At 53.6% G+C, this 16,254-nt stretch carries 19 protein-coding genes; 8 read left to right on the forward strand and 11 right to left on the reverse strand.

Annotated elements, in window-relative coordinates:
• Positions 1–109 precede the first annotated feature (109 nt).
• Positions 110–499, forward strand: a complete 390-nt coding sequence (locus Q1A74_RS17570) for a hypothetical protein (protein WP_299599419.1) — start codon at positions 110–112, stop codon at positions 497–499.
• 19 nt (positions 500–518) lie between these two features.
• Here the strand turns inward: Q1A74_RS17570 and Q1A74_RS17575 are convergent, their stop codons facing one another.
• Positions 519–1,574 carry a peptidase M42 gene (locus tag Q1A74_RS17575; protein WP_299599421.1) on the reverse strand — a complete coding sequence of 352 codons (1,056 nt, stop codon included), beginning with the start codon at positions 1,572–1,574 and terminating at the stop codon, positions 519–521.
• A gap of 263 nt (positions 1,575–1,837) precedes the next feature.
• Here Q1A74_RS17575 and Q1A74_RS17580 point away from each other — a divergent pair, with 263 nt between their 5' ends.
• The 5 genes from Q1A74_RS17580 to Q1A74_RS17600 are packed head-to-tail and all read left to right on the forward strand — an operon-like array spanning position 1,838 to position 5,193.
• Entirely contained in the window at positions 1,838–2,038 is a 201-nt protein-coding gene (locus Q1A74_RS17580; protein WP_299599423.1) for a hypothetical protein, read from the forward strand.
• On the forward strand, positions 2,039–3,613 hold the full coding sequence (locus Q1A74_RS17585; RefSeq protein WP_299599425.1) for a cytochrome ubiquinol oxidase subunit I: 1,575 nt from the start codon (positions 2,039–2,041) through the stop codon (positions 3,611–3,613).
• Positions 3,614–3,632: 19 nt separating this feature from the next.
• Positions 3,633–4,766, forward strand: coding sequence for a cytochrome d ubiquinol oxidase subunit II (gene cydB / locus Q1A74_RS17590; protein WP_299599427.1), 1,134 nt, complete (start codon positions 3,633–3,635; stop codon positions 4,764–4,766).
• A 21-nt stretch (positions 4,767–4,787) separates the two neighbouring features.
• Positions 4,788–4,907, forward strand: coding sequence for a cytochrome bd-I oxidase subunit CydX (gene cydX, locus Q1A74_RS17595; RefSeq protein WP_299599429.1), 120 nt, complete (start codon positions 4,788–4,790; stop codon positions 4,905–4,907).
• Between the two features lie 31 nt (positions 4,908–4,938).
• A complete protein-coding gene (locus tag Q1A74_RS17600; protein ID WP_299599431.1) occupies positions 4,939–5,193 on the forward strand; it encodes a cyd operon YbgE family protein in 255 nt (84 codons plus the stop codon).
• A gap of 12 nt (positions 5,194–5,205) precedes the next feature.
• Here Q1A74_RS17600 and nhaA read toward each other — a convergent pair whose 3' ends face one another.
• Positions 5,206–6,726, reverse strand: a complete 1,521-nt coding sequence (gene nhaA, locus Q1A74_RS17605) for a Na+/H+ antiporter NhaA (protein ID WP_299599433.1) — start codon at positions 6,724–6,726, stop codon at positions 5,206–5,208.
• A gap of 141 nt (positions 6,727–6,867) precedes the next feature.
• Between nhaA and Q1A74_RS17610 the strand changes: the two genes are divergently transcribed.
• Positions 6,868–7,626 (forward strand): TlyA family RNA methyltransferase, encoded by a 759-nt coding sequence (locus Q1A74_RS17610; RefSeq protein WP_299599435.1) that lies wholly within the window; start codon positions 6,868–6,870, stop codon positions 7,624–7,626.
• 49 nt (positions 7,627–7,675) lie between these two features.
• Here Q1A74_RS17610 and Q1A74_RS17615 read toward each other — a convergent pair whose 3' ends face one another.
• Complete coding sequence (locus Q1A74_RS17615) at positions 7,676–7,906, reverse strand: DUF1272 domain-containing protein (RefSeq protein ID WP_299599437.1); 231 nt, start codon at positions 7,904–7,906, stop codon at positions 7,676–7,678.
• Between the two features lie 132 nt (positions 7,907–8,038).
• Positions 8,039–8,383, reverse strand: coding sequence for a 4a-hydroxytetrahydrobiopterin dehydratase (locus Q1A74_RS17620; RefSeq protein ID WP_299599439.1), 345 nt, complete (start codon positions 8,381–8,383; stop codon positions 8,039–8,041).
• 203 nt (positions 8,384–8,586) lie between these two features.
• Between Q1A74_RS17620 and Q1A74_RS17625 the strand changes: the two genes are divergently transcribed.
• Entirely contained in the window at positions 8,587–10,437 is a 1,851-nt protein-coding gene (locus Q1A74_RS17625; protein WP_299599441.1) for a DUF885 domain-containing protein, read from the forward strand.
• Between the two features lie 107 nt (positions 10,438–10,544).
• Here Q1A74_RS17625 and Q1A74_RS17630 read toward each other — a convergent pair whose 3' ends face one another.
• From Q1A74_RS17630 to Q1A74_RS17660, 7 genes are all read right to left on the reverse strand, one after another.
• Positions 10,545–11,795, reverse strand: coding sequence for a cytochrome C (locus tag Q1A74_RS17630; RefSeq protein WP_299599443.1), 1,251 nt, complete (start codon positions 11,793–11,795; stop codon positions 10,545–10,547).
• A gap of 81 nt (positions 11,796–11,876) precedes the next feature.
• On the reverse strand, positions 11,877–12,131 hold the full coding sequence (locus tag Q1A74_RS17635; RefSeq protein WP_299599445.1) for a hypothetical protein: 255 nt from the start codon (positions 12,129–12,131) through the stop codon (positions 11,877–11,879).
• Positions 12,132–12,370: 239 nt separating this feature from the next.
• Positions 12,371–12,874 (reverse strand): hypothetical protein, encoded by a 504-nt coding sequence (locus tag Q1A74_RS17640; RefSeq protein WP_299599447.1) that lies wholly within the window; start codon positions 12,872–12,874, stop codon positions 12,371–12,373.
• A 165-nt stretch (positions 12,875–13,039) separates the two neighbouring features.
• Positions 13,040–13,756 carry a hypothetical protein gene (locus Q1A74_RS17645; RefSeq protein ID WP_299599449.1) on the reverse strand — a complete coding sequence of 239 codons (717 nt, stop codon included), beginning with the start codon at positions 13,754–13,756 and terminating at the stop codon, positions 13,040–13,042.
• A 569-nt stretch (positions 13,757–14,325) separates the two neighbouring features.
• Positions 14,326–14,685 (reverse strand): 4-fold beta flower protein, encoded by a 360-nt coding sequence (locus tag Q1A74_RS17650; RefSeq protein ID WP_299599451.1) that lies wholly within the window; start codon positions 14,683–14,685, stop codon positions 14,326–14,328.
• 155 nt (positions 14,686–14,840) lie between these two features.
• Positions 14,841–15,149, reverse strand: a complete 309-nt coding sequence (locus Q1A74_RS17655) for a hypothetical protein (RefSeq protein ID WP_299599453.1) — start codon at positions 15,147–15,149, stop codon at positions 14,841–14,843.
• Positions 15,150–15,738: 589 nt separating this feature from the next.
• Positions 15,739–16,254: hypothetical protein (locus Q1A74_RS17660; RefSeq protein ID WP_299599455.1), on the reverse strand; the 516-nt coding region annotated here is incomplete at its 5' end.

Raw genomic sequence — 16,254 nt, forward strand, 5'->3', positions numbered from 1 at the left:
TTATCAATCACCTGATAAAGGCAATTTGGGGAATACCATGCAGTTTGCCGTGCGCACCACATCGAGATCCAACCCAGGACCCGGGACACGACCGGGCACACGCAAAAACGTGACCACCGCTCTGATTGCATCCTTGCTGGTGCTGGCGTTGGCACCCGCCGCCCAGGCACAACAGCCTGGGCCGTTTACCGCCAACGATTTCAACTTCTCCGGCAATGTACAGAGCCCGATTCCTCCGCACCTCTATGGGCCGGACCTGGACGGCGGAACACCTTCCGAGATTGCCCTCAGTGCCGGCGCCGTTCGCCTGCGCCTGCAGCGGCTGGGCTTCCACTCCTTTTCCAGTATGCAATTCCGCAATGGCTACTGGAGTGTGGTGGCCTACCACGGCCAGAAAAAGCGCCAGTTGACCGTAAACCCGGACACTGGCGCCCTGCGTTCAGACCGCCCTTATTGCAACAACCGTTGCAACCTCTACCAGATTGCCGACGAGTTCTAGCCGTCTGTTTTAGTGGTCGTCAGTGATCCGCAGCGACAGCAACCAGCAGATCACTGAAGGCACTGTTGGCGGCCACTGAAGCGGATTCCTCCATCGTGTGGTACCCGGTGGTTGGGATCTGCAGCGTAGTGCCCTGCACGAACCCCGATGACGCATCGACGATTCGTCCCAGCTCGGTGCTGCCCAGGGACTGAGGTTCCTGTCCCTCGACGACGGCTTTCTGGTTTTGCGATTCGATATACGCGTCTTTATAGCTGTAGGTAATGCCCTGTGCATCGCACAGCTGCGCCAGGCGCGCGGTGGTCTCGGGATGAAATTCCGCGTTGGCATCCCGCCGGCGCAGGACCACCTGTTGGGCATCGGCGCTGGCACGGTCCGGATAGGGACTGGTGTCCACCACAATGAGTTTGTCGGTGCCGCCGTTAAACCGCCGGAACCACTCCAGCAGATAGCGCCAGCTACTGCCCGATTCTTCCTGTGCGGTAAAAAACGCCGTGCCCTGAAAGCCCAGACTGTACAGATGCACCAGGTGTGCGGCTGTCAGCACATTATCCAATTGTGCACTCAGTATCCCGTCGTTGATCTCCAGGCGATCAGTGAAGGCCACCGGCGTCCCCGCCACCACATGCTCCAGCCCCGCCACCTCAAAAATGAGGTTGTTGCGGTAACCACACACATAAGCCCGGCGGATGGTTCCAGAGCCAAAATAGGAGCCAGACCAGGGTTCATAGGCGGTTACCTGAACCCCCTGGAACCGGTCGACGATTTTGGTCATCAGCTTTTCCGATACGGAGTTACCCAGCAGGTCCGAACGCCGCCCTGACACAAAGGCGGCGTACTGAAACTCGTTGGGGCCGGTGCAGATCAAGCCGTGGCGATCGATATGCGCGGAGAGTTTGGCGCTGTTGGGGCGCTGCCCCTGGGCGACCAGCAGGCCTTCATACCAGGTGACATGTGCGCCCCGCTCTTCCAGCTCCCGCTGCAGCACCCGAAAAAACGAGTGCTCGGCACCCACGACACTGGGGCTGCGCACCAGTAGTTTCAGAAGGTCAATAAACTGTTCAGTCTGTTGCATTTTGTCCGCTTCTCCCTGCCGGAAACCGGCGACTTGGCGCGAGTATAGCGAGCTCATTTGCTCCTGCGCGACATTTATTTATACGACTTTATCGCGCCTCCTCCCTCCTGCGAAGCAAGGGGCGCAACCCGCATTACATCGTGAACGGCGCCACCACAAGAGACCCGGCGCCAAAGCGTCGCTGGTTCCCGGCACGTTCTCACATCGTTGCTAAAATTACGCCGCGCGGTGGCTTAATGCGTGACTAATAAAATGGGAACACCATGTCGTTTTCCGATCGTCGCCTGCTGGTCGAGCTCGGCGCGGTTCTGATCATCAAGCTCATCTTGATCACCCTGATCAAGATTCATTACTTCAGCCCGGACCCGGAAACTACGGTGCCCGCTCCCGAGCGCTTTTTCTCTGACAAACCGAAGCCGGCGGCTTCCCCTGCGGAACCACACGCCGAGAACAAGGAGCGTTAAGTGATCGATGAAGTCGTCGTCGACCTGTCTCGCCTGCAGTTTGGCCTCACGGCGCTGTATCACTTTTTATTTGTCCCGCTGACTCTGGGGCTGTCTTTTCTGCTGGCGATCATGGAGTCCTGCTATGTCCTGACGGGTAAAGCCATCTATAAGGACATGACCAAATTCTGGGGCAAGCTGTTTGGTATCAACTTTGCGCTTGGTGTGACGACAGGGCTGACGCTGGAATTCCAGTTCGGCACCAACTGGAGTTACTACTCCCACTATGTAGGTGATATTTTCGGGGTTCCCCTGGCGATCGAGGGGTTGATGGCCTTCTTTCTGGAGTCCACCTTTATCGGGCTGTTCTTTTTTGGCTGGGACCGGATGGGTAAAGTCCAGCATCTCGTCGTCACCTGGATGGTGGCCATCGGCTCGAATATGTCCGCCCTGTGGATCCTCATTGCCAACGGCTGGATGCAGCACCCGGTGGGCGCTGAATTCAATTTCGAGTCCATGCGCATGGAGCTGACAAGTTTTGGCGACGTGCTGTTCAACCCGGTTGCCCAGGTAAAATTTGTGCACACCGTGGCCGCGGGCTACGTCACCGGCGCCATGTTTGTACTCAGCGTATCCTCCTATTACTTGTTGAAACGGCGGGACATTCCGTTTGCGCGCCGATCATTCGCCATCGCTGCCAGCTTCGGCCTGGCGTCTATCCTGTCGGTCATCGTGCTCGGCGACGAAAGCGGCTACACCGTGGGGGATGTGCAAAAGGTCAAGCTCGCTGCGGTGGAGGCCGAGTGGGAGACACAAAAACCACCAGCCTCCTTCACCCTGTTCGCGATTCCAGATCAGGAAGAAAAGAAAAATCACTGGGAAGTAAAAATCCCCTGGGCACTCGGGATTATCGCCACCCGCTCCCTCGACGAAGAAGTCATGGGGTTCGACCGGATTATTCCGGAAAACGAACAGCGAATACGCCGCGGCATGCAGGCCTTCGCCCTGCTGGAGCAATTGCGCGGCGGTGACACCAGCCAGGAAACCAAAAACGCTTTTGCCGATTTGCAGGCCGATCTGGGCTACGGCCTGCTACTCAAGCGCTACACCGAAAAAGTAACCGACGCGACGGATGAGCAGATCAGGATGGCCGCAGAGCGCTCCATTCCCAGAGTTGCCCCCCTGTTCTGGTGCTTCCGTATTATGGTGGCCTCGGGCTTCATCATGCTGTTTGTATTTATCGCGGCATTTATTCAATCCACACGCCATCGCAGTGCCGGCAACCGGGCGGTCCTGTATACCTGCCTGTGGGCCCTGCCGTTGCCGTGGATTGCCGCCGAGTGCGGATGGATTGTTGCGGAATCCGGACGCCAGCCCTGGTCCATTGCGGAAGTACTTCCCACCTATATGTCAGCATCCTCGATAACCCGCGGCGAGGTCATCGGCAGCCTTACCGCAATCATCGCCTTCTATACCGCACTGGCCGTTATTGAGGTGTATCTGATGCTGCGGTTTACCCGACTCGGCCCGTCGAGCCTGGGCACCGGCAAATACCACTTTGAACTGAACCCGGAAACGCCGCGGGCCCAGACCTGAACCCGAACGGAGGCGCACAATGGATTACGAAACGCTGAAATTGGCCTGGTGGGCACTGATCGGCGTACTGCTGATTGGCTTCGCCGTCACCGACGGTTTTGATATGGGCGTGGGCATGCTGCTGCGAGTTATCGGCAAAACCGACATGGACCGGCGGATCATGATCAACTCGGTTGGCCCTCACTGGGAAGGCAATCAGGTGTGGTTTGTTACCGCCGGCGGTGCCATTTTTGCCGCCTGGCCCATGGTCTACGCCGCAGCCTTTTCGGGGCTCTACGTTGCTCTGCTGATCACCTTGTTGGCCCTTTTTTTCCGGCCGGCAGGCTTCGATTACCGCGCCAAAATTGACGACCCGCGCTGGCGCGATATGTGGGACTGGGGGCTGACCATCGGCGGCGTAATACCGCCGCTAATTTTTGGCATCGCCTTTGGCAACCTTCTGCTGGGGCTGCCTTTCGAACTGGACGACCTGCTCCGCCCCAGCTATCACGGCTCCTTCTGGGCGCTCTTGCACCCCTTTGCATTGATCAGCGGCCTGCTTTCTGTGGCCATGCTCGCCATGCACGGTGGCGCCTGGCTACAACTGAAAACCCGCGGCCTGCTGCACACCCGGGCACAGCGGGCGACCGAGCTGTCGGCACTCGCTGTTATCGGACTGTTTTTACTGGCGGGGATCTGGCTGCTGGTCGGTATCGACGGTATGCACATTGTTGAAATGAAGCCCGTGGGAGACCGCATCAACCCGCTGATGAAAACCGTGGCCTATGGCAACAGCGGCTGGCAGGCGAACTATTTTGCTCACCCTCTGCTGTGGAGCATCCCCCTGCTCGGGCTAATGATGGCCGCGGCTACCTGGCTGTTGTCGCGCATGGAAAATGTGCTGGTCTTTCTCACCAGTGCGCTTTCTGTCACCTGCGTGATACTGACCGCCGGAGTAGCACTTTTTCCGTTCGTCATGCCCTCTTCCCGCAACCCGGATATCAGCCTCACCATGTGGGACGCCACATCCAGCCAGCTGACCCTGGGACTGATGTTCGCCGCCGCCGTCATCTTTGTACCCATCATTCTGATGTATACCTTCTGGTGTTACCGCAAAATGTTCGGGCGGGTAACGCGGGAATACATCGAAGACAACTCACACAGCAGTTATTGAATTCTGTCAGGAGAAAACCCGATGTGGTATTTCGCATGGATACTCGGCGTACTGCTCGCCTGTTCCTTCGCCGTGGTCAATGCGCTGTGGCTGGAGGTCACCGAGGATATGGACCGACATGAAGCCGAATTTGAAGACTGACGGTAGAGAAGTGAGCAGCAGTGCAGCGCAAATGAAAATACTGCGAATCACCACCTTTGTCGTCGCGCTTCTGGTGAGCCTTGTCATCACCTTCTGGCCACTGCTGCTGTACAAAAATGGAACGCCCCCCAGCACCGGGCAGACCAGCCTTTTACTGCTGGGGTTGTGCGTTGGTGTTGTCTACGGCTCCGGCATCCTCAGTAAGACCCCACGCAACTGGCAGCTAGGCTGCGCACTGGTTGCCTGGAGTGCCCTGGCGGCCATTGGCTGGCTTGCCCTGCCCTAACAGGTGCCAACCTCAGGGCAGCTTGCGGTGCCCATCCTTGTCCTCGACAGCATCTTCACCCGCGCCCTTTTCGCTTTCGCTATCCTGCACTTTACTCTGTCCGGGTTTCACGTCGGTGGTGGGTGAATCCAGATGCGGAGCCTGGTCGCCCTGGGTAGATTCCTCGATCGGTGCACGACGCAACACCAGGAAGCCCGCAACACCGGCAATGATGGATGCCAGCAAAACGCCGGCCTTCGCCTGAATCAGCATCTTTTCATCGCCGGCAAATGCCAGCTCGGAAATAAAGATCGACATGGTAAAACCGATTCCGCCCAGCAGGGCGACACCGATGATGTGATGGAAGGTGGAAGACTTGGGCAGCTCTCCCCATCCCAGCTTCCAGCCAATCCAGGTAGCGCCAACAATCCCGATCAGCTTGCCGAACACCAGACCGCAGATCACCCCTAACGTCAGCGGATTGAACACCGCTGTATAACTGGTGAAACTGTCGATGGGAATACCCGCATTCGCCAGTGCAAAAATGGGGACCACGACAAAGGCCACTGGGATGTGCAGGCGGGTTTCCATTCGCTGCAGAGGCGACTGCACCAGGTGAATGCCTTTATCCAGCGCCGTCACTCGTGCACGCAATGCATCGTTGGCAATAATTTTGTCGCCAGGACGAAAGCAGCGGTCAAAGCTGCGGATGATATCTTTTACGAAGGTACTGAATGCCACCGGGTCGTACTTGGGCTTGGCGGGGATCGCCATGGCAGTGATCACGCCCGCGAGTGTGGCGTGTACACCGGTAATATAGAGGGCATACCACAGCAGGATACCCACAAAAATATACCCGGCAGAACGGCGCACGCCGGCAAACTTGAGCAGCCAGAGCACCGCCACCAGCGCACAGGCGGCCATCAGGGCTGTGGTATTGACGTCTTCCGTGTACCAGATGGCAATCACCAGGATGGCACCGAGGTCGTCCACAATGGCCAGCGCAACCAGAAAGGTCACCACCGCCCGCGGCACCCGGTTGCCGAGTATGGCAATACACCCCACGGCGAAAGCAATGTCTGTGGCCATGGGAATACCCCAGCCGCGCTCAGCCGGCGTGCCACCATTCATGGCGTAAAAGATCAGCGCCGGCACCACCATGCCGCCAATAGCCGCCATCACTGGCAGCACCGCATGTTTCACTTCAGAGAGTTCACCAACGAGAAACTCCCGCTTCAACTCCAACCCGACCAGCAGGAAGAAGATGGCCATCAGGCCATCGTTGATCCAGTGATGGAAGCTCATGGAGAGCGACCAATCGCCAAAGCTGTAACCCACAGGGAGGTGCAGAAGGTGCTTGTACCATTCCTGCCAGGGAGAATTTGCAATGACCAACGCGATGACGGCGCAGGCCATCAGCAACACGCCACTGCTGCTCTGGCGATGAATGAACTCTTCAAATGGCGTGACAAGGCGGCCAAATGCGTGTTCCAGCGGGGCCTCGAAAACCTTCCCCTTACGCACTCTGAACTTGCTCAGCATGTTTTTCGCCATCTAACGCCAACTCCTGTTATTCCGTTCCGAAATGAAAATGTGGCTTTATCAGAGTCTTCTCTGTGCAGGGAGCAGAGGTTAGCATGGCACCCGAGCACACCTCCAACCCAGTCGCCCCCATTACTATAGTGAGTAGCATCCATGATCCGTCTCGACCTGTTGATGGTCCAGCAACAGCTCGCCAGCTCGAGAACCCATGCCCGCAAATTGATCGATGCCGGGCGTGTACGGGTTTCCGACGGTCACCACTGGCACTCGGCCAGCAAGGCCAGCCAATCCCTGAGTGAAGACTCCCGAATCCAGGTGGAAGCCTTGCCAGAAGACCAGTACGTTTCCCGCGCGGGCCTGAAGCTCGCTGGGGTACTGGACGATACCGGACTCGATCCTACCGGCTGGCACGCTCTGGACGTGGGCTGCTCCACCGGCGGATTCAGCGATTGCCTGCTACAACGTGGTGCCGCACAGGTCGTCGGCGTAGATGTCGGCCACGGGCAGCTGGCCAAGCCTCTGCGGGAAAACCCACAAATGCACCTGTTCGAGGGTGTCAACGCCCGCTACCTCACTGCTGCACAGATAGCCCCATTTGCCGACCAGGGCTTCGACGCCGTAGTAATGGACGTTTCGTTTATTTCCCAGACCCTGATCCTGCCCCAGTTGCCCCCACTGATGAAAACCGGCAGCCACCTACTGAGTCTGGTCAAACCCCAGTTTGAAGTGGGTCCCGAGGGCATCGGCAAGGGTGGACTGGTACGCGACCCGGCGCTCTACCAGGGCGTTCAGGAAAAGATGTACGCACTATGTGACAAACTGGATCTCAACATCCAGAAGTATATGGAAAGCCCGATCACTGGCGGTGATGGCAACAGAGAGTTTTTACTGTGGGCACAGAAGCGCGCGTGATTAGACGTTCACTGGCAACGCATCAATAGAGTGTTTAGAGCGGCCGGCCTCAGGGGAGAATAGTTTCCAGCTTGGCTTTAAAACCGGACTTGGCCACTTCGGTGGGTGACGTGCGGCGACCCGGACGAAGAACCAGGTTTCCCTGGCAGTTGGGGCACTCCTGTTTCAGTGCTTCCGTACACACAGGGCAGAAAGTACATTCGTAGGAACAGATAAAGGCCCGATCGGAAAGGCCGAGCTTGGCACTGCAGCGCTCGCAGGTGGCTTTCATCTTCAGCATTGTGGTCCTTCTTTGTTACTCGTTATACATCGAACGAATCGGGCAGACTCCATCGGCACCCGGCAGGCTAGCCTACCGGGCTCACACGGTCGCACGCCGAAAGAACCTCGCCGCTGGCGAGTTCGCCGGGGCTCAGTCCTGATCCAGCTGTTTGTCGGTCCGGGCCGCCATGATGAAATCATTTTTGTGCAGGCCGCCAGCTTCGTGGCTCCACCAGGTCACCGTCACCTTGCCCCACTCGGTAAGCAACGCGGGATGGTGGCCCACTTCTTCGGCAATCTCACCCACCCGGTTGGTAAATGCCAGTGCCTGCTTGAAGTTGCGAAACTTGAACACTCGCTCCAGCTGCATCACGCCATCCCGGGTCTCCGGCGTCCAGTCCGGGATCTCTCGTATCAGCTCCGCCAGTTCTTCATCCGAGACCAGTGGCGCATCGGCCCTGCAGGCCTCACACGCCTGTGCTGCCAGTTCTGTCATACCAGACTCCTTTCATAACAATACAAATTTGATCGGATCGAAACGCGGCACTCGGCCACAAATTCAGGTTTTGCCACTTTAGCCCCCGCCTCAATGTGAAACAAGGCGACCTGGATCACACAAAATAAATGCCGTAACAACCGATAACTATAAGTCGACTGTGCTAGTTTTTGAGCAGATTCCGCCAAAAATTCGAGATACCCATGAAACACCTGATTACCGCCGCCATCCTGGCCACTGCCCTTCATGGTTGTGGGGAAAAAAGCGCACAGCCGACACCACCAGCCACTGGCGATAATAGCGGCGCCAATACACCCTCGGCAAGCGAAGTGGACACTAACAAGAGACCCTCAGGTAAGAAAAACGCTACGACAGAAAAAGAGTTCCAGACGCTCAGCAACCAGATGGTCGAGCGCATGTGGCGGCTGTTTCCCACCTGGGCACTCACCAATGGCTACTATCAGGTTGCGGAACAACTTGAAATACCGGACAAAAATTATCGCCAGAAAGTTCTCGGCTTTGCCCGCGAATACCGAAACCAGTTTTCGCGCTTCAAGCCCGAAGCTCTGAGCGAAAATGCACGTACCGATCTGGCCCTGATTCACAATTTTCTCGACGAGACGGTCTGGAACCTCACTGAATTCAAGCCACATGAGTGGAACCCCGCTAACTACAACGTTTCTCACGGGTTCGCTCTGATTCTGAATACAGACTACGCACCGCTGGACGACCGGTTGCGCAGTTTCAGCAATCGCATGCAAATGGTGCCAGCCTACTACGCTGCGGCGGAACAGTCCCTTTCGAAGCCCGCATCGCCACAGCTCATCCTCGCCATACAACAAAATGAAGGATCACAGTCGGTGTTTGGCGAAGAGACGGAAAAAAAACTGGAAGCCAGCGGCCTTTCCGATAAAGAAAAAGAACTCTTCAAAAGCCGCCTTGCCGCCACGCGTGAAGCCATTGAAGGGTATGTTGTTCACCTGCAGACTCTCCATGCCAGCCGGGAAAAAGTTGATGATTTTCGCGACTTCCGCATCGGCGACAAACTCTATGAAGAGAAATTCGCGTACGACATCCAGATTGGCATGACAGGAAAACAGCTCTATCAACGAGCGATGCGTGAGAAAGACAAATTACACCTGGAAATGGATGACCTGGCGAACAAGCTCTGGCCAAAACATTTCAAAAATGAATCGAAACCCAATGACATTCTCGAAAAAATTTCTCTGGTACTGGAAAAGCTTTCCGAAAATCATGCCACCAAAGAGAACTTCAAAGCATCAGTAGAGGCACAGATTCCCGAGCTGGTGGCATTTGTTGAAGAAAAGAATCTGCTGTCACTGGATGCTGAAAAACCGCTGGTGGTGCGCACTACCCCAGCCTATATGCGCGGATTCGCCGTAGCATCAATCAACGCACCAGGGCCCTACGACAAAGATGCCAACACCTATTACAACGTCATGCCGATTGAAGATCTTCCTGACGATCGCGCAGAGAGCTTTCTGCGAGAATACAACGCCTATCTGATGCAGATTCTGAATATCCACGAAGCCATACCGGGACATTACACTCAACTTGTATACGCGAATAAATCGCCGAGCCTGATCAAGAATATCCTCGGCAATGGCGCGATGATTGAAGGCTGGGCGGTATATACCGAGCGGATGATGCTGGAAGCCGGCTACGGCGACTTCTCCCCAGAACTCTGGATGATGTATTACAAGTGGAACCTTCGCACCGTGATCAACACCATTCTGGATTACTCCATTCAGGTTAAAGGCATGACCGAACAGCAGGCCATGGATTTAATGATGAAACAGGGGTTCCAGCAACAGTCCGAAGCCCAGGGAAAATGGCGTCGAGCCACCCTCAGTCAGGTTCAACTTACCAGCTACTTTGCCGGTTATATGGACATCATGGCGCTGCGAGATGAAATCAAGGAGATTCAGGGGGATGATTTTGACCTAAAAGAATTTCACGAAAAGTTTCTGAGCTATGGTAATGCGCCCGTGCCGGTAATACGGGAACTGATGCTGGCGGATATCGAAGCGTAAAACGTACAGGTTACGCACGCGGAGTAATACGCCTTGATATCCCCAGTGACATCCCTGCTTGGAAAAGCCCGGTTACGAATGGAACCACTACAACAGCGTATGAGCAATCAGTCCCCAATGGTTACCTCAATGATACGATTGGTGGCACTCTGATGAATAAGCAGGTTGCCCTCATCGGTCGGACGCATATGACGCACAATACCCGCATAGAAATCACCCGACGGAATAGGCCAGCTCTGGAACGTCTCTGTCTCAGGGTCAAAACGCACCAGGGTATCGGGCCGCATACCTGACTCGTTGTACCAGACGGCTCCATCCACCACCGCGATCGCGTACGGGTGAGAGCCGGCTCCACTCGGTGAAGGCCATTCGCGGATCTCTCCACTGAGTGGATCAAAGCGACCCAATCGACCACGCCCGGAGTTGACATACCAAATCATGCCGTCATCTGCAATATCAAGTCGCCGAACACGGGTCTGTACATTAGGCAGCTTGATTTCCGTGAGATTCATCGTTTTGGGGTCAACGCGAACCAGGCAATTGCCCCCATTACAGGCGACCCAGGGATTGCCCGCAGCATCAATCTTAATGCCGTATGGTCGCGCGCCGGATCGCGGCATCTCTACCAGACTGATCTTGCCGGTACCCGGGTCGAGCCGGCCAATTTGATTTGCATGCTGAAGCGTAAACCAGAGGGTCCCACCAGTATCAAAAACCGCTGTATGAGGATCTCGCGCCGAGGCATCGGGCATGTCGTAAACTTGAATGTCACCATTAGCCGGGTTCAGCCTGCCAATTGTGGCGTTCTTATTTCCCGTGTACCACACGTTGCCATCGATATCCGGCGTCACGGAGTGCGGCATAGCCCCGGTAGGCAGTGGAAACTCGCGCATTTCGCCGGTTAGGGGATTGATCCGACCTATAAGGTTCCCCCACTGACCCGCCCACCAAACGCTACCATCAGGTGCCTCCACAGGGTCACGTGCACGCTGCCCCAATGTTGGAACGACCCACTCCCGGAAAGAGACCTGGACGTCACCATCCACAATGGTCGGCGCTCTGCGATCGTTTGGCGGAAAATAGGTCGCCAAATAGTCAGCAATGATATCGCGGCGCTTCGGTTCAGCGGAGATATCAACCATCGTCGCGGATAACGCAAGCCAGTCATCGCGGCTATATCCGAGGCTTTGAGTAATCCGGCTAACAGGGTGGCAAGCCGAGCACTGGGTTTCCACAAGCTCCCTACCCTCACCTTCCGGCAAACCTCTGTCTTGAGACAACACCGGAGAAACGAGGAATAAAAGCGCGAGTGGAGCAAACTGGGGGCACAAAACTTTGAACATAGAATATCTTTTCATCAGATCTAAACACCTCAAAGTCAGCTAAATGAAGGGGTGTACAAGGTACGCCGTCCCGCGGAGGCCCGAAGGGGAGGAGCTTTACTGCCTGTGATCGTTATGTGTATTCAGCGCTCGGCGGAGGAGAATCCACTGTAATACTGCAATGGCGGAAAACACAATACCCCAAAAGATGTAACTTGACCTCACAAGAGAAGATCCTTTCATCAACTCTTCCTCTGCTTTTGCCAGAGTTAAAAACTTTTCTGATATCTCAGCATCTGTGTACTTTCCAGCACGAACGTCTGATGCCCATAGCATGTATGAAGCTCGAACATTTTCATTATCGGCAAGCATTCCCCAGCTTTCGGCACTCTTTACACATAAAAAAAACCAGAATAAGCGGTAACGCAACTACCGACAAAACTACTAACTGTCTTTGTTTCATATTGTTATCACATAACGTCGTGCTCAGGGACGGACGCACCTTGTGCACCTTGTGCGCGAAAATGGGAGCGCAGCAACCATGCATAAAGTGCACACTGTAAGCTGTCCGGTAGAGGGCTGGAACGAAATACCTCGCATTATTATGTAGTTTAGAACTGATAGCCCAACTGAAAACCAAAAGTCATCTCAGACTTTAACCCAGTATTAAAGTCTGAATGAATGTATTTCTTACCGATACTCGCACCAGCTACTACGCTTTGGCTATCGCTGCCATTGAAATAGAATGTGTACGAACCGGCAATGTAATTACTAACAACAGACTCCAATGTACCAGGCTGAAGTCCTGCTTCCTGAGAAAAAGTAGTAGGAGTATATACATCGTAGTTTTTAGTAAGAACAAATGCTCCTAAAGAATGCTTCCGACTTAAGGCTCTCTCCCAGCCAAGGGAAACCCCATACTCCCTACCCGATGTCCCCCGGAAATCCGACACGCCTGCACCAAGAAAGTATCTGTTTTCACCAGCAGCTACAGCGTATTTAGCGCCCAACAATCCTCCAAACTGGCTTCCGACGCCCACCTCGAAGAAAGATTGGTTACTCGCAGAAACCGACATTGACAAAAAAACCCCGAAAAGAACCAAAAATGTTTTCATTAAAAATGTTCCTTCAACTAGTAGAGTAACGATAAATAACCGGTACTAGATGCATAACGCCCAGCGCAGGCGCAGCCAGCGCGGAGCATCTTTTGTGTTAATGTTTGAGCGCCAGCGAGTAACACAAAAGATGCGTAGCGTTGGCTGTCGCTCTGCCGCTGTTTGTTATGTGGTACCACCGTCATTGGCGCTGAAGTCAATGTGAATCTCATTATTTTTTACGAACTGGAACGGTGCCTTAATTGATAAAACCAAGTAGCCACCATACGCCCCCAGGATAAGAAATGTACCCATAAGCCACATATAAAAAGAGACCAATTCCACTGCTCCAGAATCGACTAACAGTTGGCGATTGATCCATTGCACATTATCAAAGATAAGCTGCTGCAAAATCATGAAGGTAACGGAAGAGACAACTGCAACTAACATGCACTTCGCCAATTGAGCTACAGCGACTCCTTTTTTCACGCGAAAATTCGGTATGCCTTTTAAACGAGACCATAATAGTAATCTAGAGAATAAGGAAAATATGCTGCAAATAGCCAGGCCACAGAAAACTATGGCGGTATTCAGCCAAATGTATTTTGAAATACCCCAAAGGTGATTTCCGGACACATGGATGTCGGTTCTTACATGAAACACATAAAGCGCTACCCAAACACACGTAAATACAATCGCGACTGGAAGTAAGAGCAGTTGCTTTCTGTGCTCCAATTTTCTGATTTTATCTATCTCGATGCTCATAAACTCAATGACACATAACGCCCAGCGCAGGCGCAGCCGGCGCGGAGCGCATTTTGTGTTAATGTTTGAGCGCCAGCGAGTAACGCAAAAGGCGTAGCGTTGGCTGTCGCTCTGCCGCTGATTGTTATGTTCATTCACTTGTGCCGCAGCCTAAATTTGCTGGAGCCCAAGAAAGAATCCGACTCCTATATAGCCGCAAGCTAACCAGGAAACTCCCACGATGCACTTCAGAAGCCTATTTCTAGGGATGTAGATTATCAATCCAATAGCCGCTAAGAAACATAATGTGGAAATTAAATATATCTCTTTAAATAGGTAACTTTCTACATTCAATAAAAAGCTGGTAGGCCCAAGAAAAATTCCTATCCATGTGATTGGAACGTCAATAAAACTACTCACCCATGGACCAATTGAAAACGATATTAGCGAAAATAGTATATAAACAGCCACAAAAATAGACGCTGCTTTTTTTGATTCCATGACGTTTACCTCCGATCCTAGGGCCTCAGAACATAACGCCCGCAGCAGGGGCGACCAATGCTATGCACATTTTGTGCGAAACTGGGAGCGAAGCGACCCGCCCAAAATGTGCGTAGCGTTGGGCGTCCCGCGGAGGCCCGAAGGGCCGAAGGGCCGAAGGGCCGAAGGGCCGAAGGGCCGAAGGGCCGAAGGGCCGGAGCAAACTGCCTGCGATTGTTAAGTGTTTTTTAGCTATGAAAGAACTGGACCCCAGAGAGAGGAGACCAAGACAGTGATTTTACGGCTTTTACACTTTTAACCGCCCTCACTCCTTTAACAGGCTTTACGTGTTTTACCCCCTTTACCGGCTTAACGTGCTTCACTGGTTTTACCGGGCCACCCTTTGCGCTCTCTGAGAAAAATGCGCATCCGCCACGAGTATCTCTAATCCAGCCATCTTCAAACCAACCAATATGAGCACCACTAAACGCATATACAGTATTACCCGATAAATATGCCGCGGGCTGACCAGTAAAGAGGTAAATGTGGATTCCATCTTCGGAATAGGCTATTGGAGATCCAGACTGATCATAGAAATTTAACGCCATTTTTTAATCCTTATGACACTTAACGCCCGCAGCAGGGGCGGCCAATGCTGTGCACGTTTTGTGCGAAACTGGGAGCGCAGCGACCCGCACAAAATGTGCATAGCGTTGGGCGTCCCGCGGAGGCCCGAAGGGCCGGAGCAAACTGCCTGCGTTTGTTAAGTGTTGGTCGTGGCATGGATATCTGTTTTTGTTCTTTCTGGAACGTTACTCCAGACTGTATTTTTTGTGAGCCTCAGAGAAATACCCAAGCCTGAAGCCGCAACGCTTACAATATGCTGGTACCACTCAGAATGCCTCCATTTTCTTGGCGGTGGAGATTTAAAGCCCTTTTGGCTTTCATCCCAGTACACCTCGGCAGCTTCACGATATATATACTGATACGTCGGCTGACCACCACTCTTCAGAATGACATACAACTCACCGTTTTCTATTATCTCTACTTTAGATATTTCTTCGATTTTCATGAACACTTAACGCCCTGCGCAGGCGCAGCCAACGCGGAGCGCCTTTTGTGTTGATGTTTGAGCGACAGCGAGTAACACAAAAGGCGCGTAGTGTTGGCTGTCGCTCTGCCGCAGCTTGTTAGTGTTTCGGGGCACTGATAACTCGCTTTAGCACTTCTTGGCTTGATGTTACCACCGCAAAGAACGAACGCGAATAGGCCTTTCCGTACTTGGAAAAACCTCTGTGCGGTGCCGCCACTACTGGCAGAGATCTTCAGTTTCCCACCGTGGGCGAAGCCGACGATTATCTGTAAGCGGCACGGCACAAATAGAGATGCCGGAAAATATTCAAAAGCCGGATTGCCGATGCCAAATAGTGCGGCCTCGATTTCACGCTGCTAATTTTTACCACACCGCGCGCCGGCACCACCGTTTAATGCGCGGAACTTTCCGAAAACCAACACCCAAAATGCCACTGCTGTAAAAAACACTAACGCCCAGCGCAGGCGCAGCCAGCGCGGAGCACATTTTGTGTTAATGTTTGAGCGCCAGCGAGTAACACAAAAGGTGCGTAGCTTTGGCTGTCGCTCTGCTGCTGTTTGTTATGCATTTATTTGAGGGACCTGAGTTTCTTGAATTTCTTCTCGAACTCTTCTCCCTCGATATTAAAAGTTGACATCTCAACGTCACAAATAGTGAGCCAAGGGTATTTGGCGTACTCATTGCTCTCACCGACATATGCCAAATAATAGATGCCAGGGATCAAGCCAACCAAGCCAGTGCCATACCCTAAGACTTCAACAACTTTACCTTCTTTCTCTTGCGATCCTTTAAAGGACTCTATCATGCGATAGGTGGCTTGGCTGTATCTAAGTTCTTGACCATCAAACTGTGTGGTTTTTAACTCTGTTGCTGTCACCTGGAACAGCAATACAGATTCGGCTTCTCGGAATTTCTCTTCCTCGCTCCTCTCAGGCCCACACTGAAATCCAAAGGAGAAGGACGAAATAATTGAAAACGTGATTGTTGCTATGATTTTTTTCATGATTGCATAACGCCGCCGGCAGGGGCAGCTTGCCTTGTGCGCGTTTTGCGCGAAAATAGGAGCGCAGCGACCCGCGCAAAA

The organism is uncultured Microbulbifer sp. (assembly GCF_947504145.1).
Taxonomy (GTDB): Bacteria; Pseudomonadota; Gammaproteobacteria; order Pseudomonadales; family Cellvibrionaceae; genus Microbulbifer.